Raw genomic sequence first — 6,394 nt, forward strand, 5'->3', positions numbered from 1 at the left:
GAATAGGAAAATTTGGCAGAGATATGAGAATAGTTGATGCCTTTGCAAGCAGAGAAGGATTTAAGAAGAGTCATTTAAAAACCGAAAATGAGACGGAATTTGAGGCCCATCTTAAGGCCATAAAAGAGTGGATTGAGTCTCGCTACCCAGAAGTTGTAGGGCTTGACTGGAAGCTTCTTGATGATCCTGAGCATGACTGCTCAAAGATTTCATACTCATTTAAAGAGAACGGACGAAATAGAAGTACACTTATAGACTTTGATTTTCTAAACTCACCTGATTTTGAAGAGCTCAAAAAGCTTAATACTTCAATTAAAACAGCTGGCGATCCTCCATACGGCATTGGGGACCAGGAAGAGACTACAGAGCTTCCAAGCTTGGCCGAAGTTACTGAACACATTCTTAGCAGGGGCAAAAAAGGTATGGCTATTCAGCGCTACAAAGGACTTGGTGAGATGAACCCGGATCAGCTTTGGGAAACTACCATGAACCCAGAGTCTAGAGTGCTCAGACAGGTCATGATCGAAGACGCTTTTGAGACAGATGAGATCTTCACTGTTTTAATGGGCGATCAAGTCGAGCCAAGAAAGCTGTTTATCGAAACAAACGCTCTTAACGTTAGCAACCTAGATGTCTAGAAGGACGGGGTAAACATATCCCGGCTCACTTTTCTATTAACTTAAATTATTCCGGAAAAATTTATTAGAAACCTAAAACACCGTAGTGCTGCATCACAAGGATTGCAACGGCTATTACCACAAGGTTTAAGATGGCAATAGGGAAGAGTACTTTCCATCCAAGCGACATAACTTGATCATAACGAAAGCGGGGAAGTGTAAAACGCACCCATATAAAAAAGAATAAGAACGTGAGCACTTTGCCTACAAATACCAGCGGCGGCAGATACCAATGAGTATCTATATCAATTCCAAACCAGCCGCCAAACGGAAGCGGATACCAGCCTCCAAAGAAAAGGGCTACTATTAGACAAGACATCACGATCATGTGCGTGTACTCAGCCATAAAGAACATTGCGAACTTCATGCTGCTGTACTCCGTGTGATAACCGGCCACGATCTCTGGCTCTGCCTCAGGCATATCGAATGGAAGCCTGTTTGTCTCAGCAAAAACTGCGGCAAGAAATACTATGAAGCCAAGTATCTGAGGAAATACAAACCAGTAGTGCTGCTGTGCTTCGATTATATCAGAAAGCCTCATTGAGCCTGTCCACATGATGATGCCAAGTATGGAAACTCCCAGGGCAAGCTCGTAGCTCACCATTTGTGCAGCAGCTCTAAGACCGCCTAAAAACGAATACTTACTATTAGATGCCCAGCCTCCCAGTACAACTCCGTATACTCCAAGCGAGCCGATAGCTAAAATATATAAAACTCCTACGTTTAAATCAGCGATCTGGAATTTCACAAATAATGGTTCGGACAAAAGTCCAAATAAAGTAGTTTCAAAGCCTCTTCCAATGGGAACAACAGCTAGAGCAATTAACGCAGTTACGAGTGAGAATGCAGGCGCGGCTATATAGATATATTTGCTGGCGTCTTTAGGAATGATGTCTTCTTTAAATATGAACTTTACGCCGTCTGCAAGTGGCTGAAGAAACCCAAAAGGCCCAACTCTGTTAGGGCCTAATCTGTCTTGAATAAACGCGCTCACGCGCCTCTCAGCAAGTGTAAGATAGGCAACAAGTGTTAGTACTACAAAGAATACCAACAAGATTTTTACAATCGTGAATCCTAAATCTGCCCAAATCATATATTTTCTCTAATTGGCTCTGGTAACCCCGAGCCTTCCAATGTTGTCGTAATTAATTCCTTGATACGAGCTGAAGTCTTTTGCTATATCGACCATTATCTCCGAGGGATCGTCATAGCTAAAACTCTCTCTTTGCAAAACCTGTCCCACTAGACTTAGGATTTCCCAATCAGGTTTAGCGGTGCCAGGGGGGTCTATTGCTTTTCTTATTCTCTGAACGCGACCTCTATCATTTGTAAATGTTCCGTCTTTCTCGTATGAGCTTACACCCGGCAGTATTACATGAGCTAGTCTTAGTGTTTCAGTAAGCTTATAGTCCTGAACAACAAGTAAATTAAGTTTTGATAATGCTCTTGTTAGTCTTTCCTTGTCATCTTCTACAACAGCGTCAAATAGATCAAGTCCAGCAACATAGAGAACTTTTATCCATCCTTGCTCGATTGCTTCAATAAGCTCATGCACCTGTCCCGATCCGTAAGGCAGGCCCATATCCTTAACTCCTGTGCTGTTAGGGTAAGGATCGGTGCTTAAAAGCCCAAAGCTCTTGGGTTTATTTATTAATCCAATATTACCTACTACTTTGCTACTATTGCCAAGGTCTGCAAGTTTCTTAAGCACAAAGAGTTCTTCATTTGTTAGTGAGGCTGATCCAAGAAAAGCAATTGCTTGGGGAAAGCTCTCTTTCATTTTCGCTATCTCAGATCCTACATGCTCAATTGCCTTATCCCATGTTGTAAGTTTAAAGCCTTCTCCTTCTCTTACGATCGGATCTTTTAGCCTTGTTTCAGAATCCTGGATCTCTTTAAAGTCGTAGCGCCCGTGGTCACAAATCCAGTGCTCATTAACGTCCATGTTAACTCGCGGCCTTACTCTTGAAACCTTTCCCTTCCTTGGATCAACACCAACGGTTATGTTGCATCCGTTGCTGCAAAGTGAGCACACAGTGTCAGTGAACTTCCAGTACCAAACTCTCTCTTCGTGAAGTGTATCTTTGTTTAAAAGCGCTCCTACAGGGCACAGATCGGTTACGTTGCCGGCCAGATCGTTATTAAGTTCTTTTCCAGGAAAGACTACAATCTTTTTCCTAAATCCTCTTCCGCTGTAGCCAAGCTCTCCTGTCTTGGTGACTTCGTCCGTGAACCTCACGCACCTAGTGCACATAATACAGCGGTTAGGATCATAAATAATCTTATCGCTAAGTTAGTATTTCTGTCTTACTTTCTTTTCTTCAGGCCCCTCAAACCTGCTATAGCCTGGTCCATGCTCAACCGTAGTTAGCTGGAGCGGACACTCTCCGCCTTTATCGCAAATTGGGCAGTCCAGCGGATGGTTTATAAGTGTGAATTCAAGTGTTGCCTTTCTAGCCTTTACTGCTCTCTCAGAGTCGGTTTTAACTATGAGCCCGTCTCTTACATAGGTGTTACAGGCAGGCATAACTTTAGGAACGCCTTCAACCTCGACCAAACATTGGCGGCACTGGGCCACAACGCTAAGTGCAGGGTGATAGCAAAAATGGGGTATATCCACACCCATTCTGGACGCCGCCTGGATTATATTAAGGCCGTCTTCGACTTCAATTTCTTTTCCATCAATTGTAAGTTTTGGCATGGAGAGTATCTAATAAACCTTTAGTCTGAAAAATATTATCTGACCATTATTACATTAGCAAGTTAATGGCATTGCTTAGTTTACCCAATGCAGACATAAATGGTTCACAAGAGTATGATGACATAGAGCGGGAGATATCCAACTTCAGAAAATAGTTATAAATTTAGGGGAGTTAAGCGTGGTTTGGATTTAAAATTATTTATAAAATCAAAATGTTGTTTATGAGGCCTTGTGTTATACTTGAAGGATAAGAAAATGCGCGCAAAAGTCCTTAAACCCATAGGAATATTTCTCTTAATTGTAGCCCTTTTAACAGGGGCCATGTTTTTTGTGGTCCAGTCTAGCTTTTTCAAACAATTCCTTAGAGTTACTACAAACGCTGTAGTCAGCTCTTTAACTAACCAAGGCTTTATTATCGGCAGCATCGAAGGGGATTTTTTAAGAGGAATAATCCTACGGGATGTCTCATTTGAGATTGAGGGAGAGACATTTATAGAGTCTGACGAAATATTCATAGATTATTCACTCCCTCTTCTATTAGACAGTTCGATGCTTTTTAGCAAAGTTATACCTCTTCAGGAAGTATCAATAACCGGGCTTCAAATAAATCTTGTGCAGTTTGAAGACAGAACATGGAATTTTGAAAAGCTAGGCGCTTGGGAAGAGCCCGACCCGACAAAGGACTCCCCTGATTGGAACATTTTTATTCAGAATGCAATTCTATCTCAGGCAAAAATAAGAGTGGATGACAGATATAAGAAACAAATCATGGACCTTAAATCTGACAAGATAGATCTAACCATTAAGATGTTCAATATTGACAAGCGGGTAGAGATACAGCTTAGAAGAAGCAACCTCGGCATTGTTTTTCAAGATACAGAAGGGGAAATACTATATTTAGATGACATAGTAGGCAAGGGTACTTATCGGAAACATAAAACCAGTGATGAATTTAGTTTAAATGAACTAAAGTTCACTACAGGGGAAATAGCATATTCCTTAAACGGCACTGCCAAGAACCTGCAGCAGCCCGAGTTTGATCTTAGAGCTGCAGCTGTGAATATTGGCCAGGAGCAGGGTCTGGGGAAAATTAATTTGAACCTTCTTGCGAAAGGAACTTATGAGAACTATCAGTACTTAAGGGCAAATGGGGACCTAAAGCTCGTGAATTCGAATTTGAGAGGAGAGAAGATTACCGGCGGAATCAAAAATATAAGCGTTGATGGGGCGGATGTAGATTTAAAGGGCGGCACTATTAATACTGATTTTGGCAAACTACTTTTTTCAGGTGGTCTTGATCTAAAAGAGATGCTCGCAGACGGCAAAGATAACAAGCTTGATCTTGATATCAATATCGAGTCTTTAAACGCTTCAAAAGTGCTTGAGATGTTTGAGACCAACGCTGCGCTTGAAGAAAATAAGGAATTAGAAGAACAGGTAGCGGCAATTTTAGATGCAAGCTTAAGTTCCGTACTCAATGTTCAGGGAAATTGGAATAGAGATCAGAATTTTCAGTCTAGGATAAATATTGCTAATCTTTACCTTACTGGAAGTGATGTGGGTGAGCTCCGTGTGAGTGGACCCATAAACTTAAAGGGAGATTTTGTAGAATACGAACTTAGCACAAATTTTGTAAACACCGATCTTGCTTTTCTGCTTAAAGACGAGGCCTACAAAAGTAGTCTTAACTCTGAGTTTCAACTAAAGGGCAGTGTGCCCCTAGTTGAGGACGAAGAGTCTGGCCCCGTTGGTTCTATTAAAGGGCAAATATTGCCATCTACAATTTCGGGGCTAGAGATCAAAGAGGGGAGAGTAGAAGCCGAATACGGTCAGAATGTTCTTGATCTAAAATCTTTATTAATCGATGCCGATTCTCTTAAAGTTAAGGCCTCTGGTAATCTCAGGGCCGCAGGTTCGAGCGGAATTAAATATAACGTTGAGATAAAAGACCTAGGAGTATTTACAAAGCTTTCACCCGACTTTGATCTAAGGGGCGCTGTTTCAATTAACGGCAACGTTAAGGGAGATTTATCAAGACCTAGATTAATTCTTAACGCCACAGGATCAGACATAACGAACGAGCTTGAGGGCTTTGAAATAAATAAACTTAAGCTAAATGCTGATAGTTACATAAGTTATAAGGACCCGAGGGTAAATATTAAAGGAAAAATAACAGGGGCAGACATAAACGGGCAGAGGATTAAGAGCATTAATTTTACTGCAGACAGCCGGGGTGAGCTTATTGAAGGAAGTTTAGATGTCTTGGGGCTATCAAATACGAGATACAAGCTAGGCTTTACGCTAACCGAATTAAATGAGAATGAGACAAAAATCCAGATAGATCAGATTAGGCTAAATTTCCAAAAAGAGGTTTTGGAAAATAAAAATCCTGTTCTGATATCTGTTCTAAAAGACAAAATTAAATTAAGCTCGTTTAACCTCTACCATAAAGATAACTATATTGTAGGCGAGGCTGACATCGGCTTTGACTATGGGTTAAGAGGATCACTTGAGCTAAAGCAGCTTAATTTGCACGATGTCTCTGAACTTCTTAATCTTTATTTCCCTCTTAAAGGCAGATTGACCGGACAGATTGCTCTGGACACTTCTCTAAAATATCCTGATGTTAAAGCTAACCTTAGGGCCGATAATTTAGAGCTCATGAGCTTTAGCAGTGATGAGCTGCTGCTTAATCTTCTGGTCTCTAAAAACGGCATAAATTTTAACTTAGACGTAAATGACAAATCTAAAAAGATTCTAACAGCCTCAGGGAAAGCCAATGTTGATCTAACGGCGCCTGATCTAGGAGAGAGCTATAGAAAATCAACTATTGATCTCAGCATTCAATCTGACGGAGTAGACATGAGCCCCATCGCAGCGTTTAATCCTCAGCTTGAGGAGATACAAGGCAAGTTAAAAATAGATCTTAGCGCTTTTGGAACAGGCGAGAATCCAAATTTTGCCGGCAAGATAGAGGCTGATGATGTAGTGCTCGATCTTTATCCACTTAGAAACA

Annotated in this window: 5 protein-coding genes; 2 read left to right on the forward strand and 3 right to left on the reverse strand. The window is 41.2% G+C overall.

Annotated features, from left to right (window positions below; translation table 11 throughout):
• A partial coding sequence (locus AAF462_09070; GenBank protein MEM7009268.1) for a DNA gyrase subunit B occupies positions 1 to 638 on the forward strand: 638 nt, incomplete at its 5' end.
• A 64-nt stretch (positions 639 to 702) separates the two neighbouring features.
• Here AAF462_09070 and nuoH read toward each other — a convergent pair.
• From nuoH to AAF462_09085, 3 genes are read right to left on the reverse strand one after another with little or no spacing between them, the layout of a single operon-like run.
• Positions 703 to 1,770 (reverse strand): NADH-quinone oxidoreductase subunit NuoH, encoded by a 1,068-nt coding sequence (gene nuoH / locus AAF462_09075; GenBank protein ID MEM7009269.1) that lies wholly within the window; start codon positions 1,768 to 1,770, stop codon positions 703 to 705.
• Between the two features lie 9 nt (positions 1,771 to 1,779).
• Positions 1,780 to 2,931, reverse strand: coding sequence for a molybdopterin-dependent oxidoreductase (locus AAF462_09080; GenBank protein MEM7009270.1), 1,152 nt, complete (start codon positions 2,929 to 2,931; stop codon positions 1,780 to 1,782).
• A gap of 39 nt (positions 2,932 to 2,970) precedes the next feature.
• Complete coding sequence (locus tag AAF462_09085; protein ID MEM7009271.1) at positions 2,971 to 3,378, reverse strand: 2Fe-2S iron-sulfur cluster-binding protein; 408 nt, start codon at positions 3,376 to 3,378, stop codon at positions 2,971 to 2,973.
• Positions 3,379 to 3,633: 255 nt separating this feature from the next.
• Here AAF462_09085 and AAF462_09090 point away from each other — a divergent pair.
• Positions 3,634 to 6,394 (forward strand): hypothetical protein (locus AAF462_09090; protein MEM7009272.1); only part of this gene is annotated, 2,761 nt, incomplete at its 3' end.

The organism is Thermodesulfobacteriota bacterium (genome assembly GCA_039028315.1).
Lineage (GTDB): Bacteria > Desulfobacterota_D > UBA1144 > Nemesobacterales > UBA2774 > CR02bin9.

What these genes read in the sequence shown, in the direction of transcription:
- AAF462_09085 (MEM7009271.1), bottom strand. Translation starts at nt 3,378, where the DNA reads ATGCCAAAACTTACAATTGATGGAAAAGAAATTGAAGTCGAAGACGGC.
- nuoH (MEM7009269.1), bottom strand. Translation starts at nt 1,770, where the DNA reads ATGATTTGGGCAGATTTAGGATTCACGATTGTAAAAATCTTGTTGGTA.
- AAF462_09080 (MEM7009270.1), bottom strand. Translation starts at nt 2,931, where the DNA reads ATGTGCACTAGGTGCGTGAGGTTCACGGACGAAGTCACCAAGACAGGA.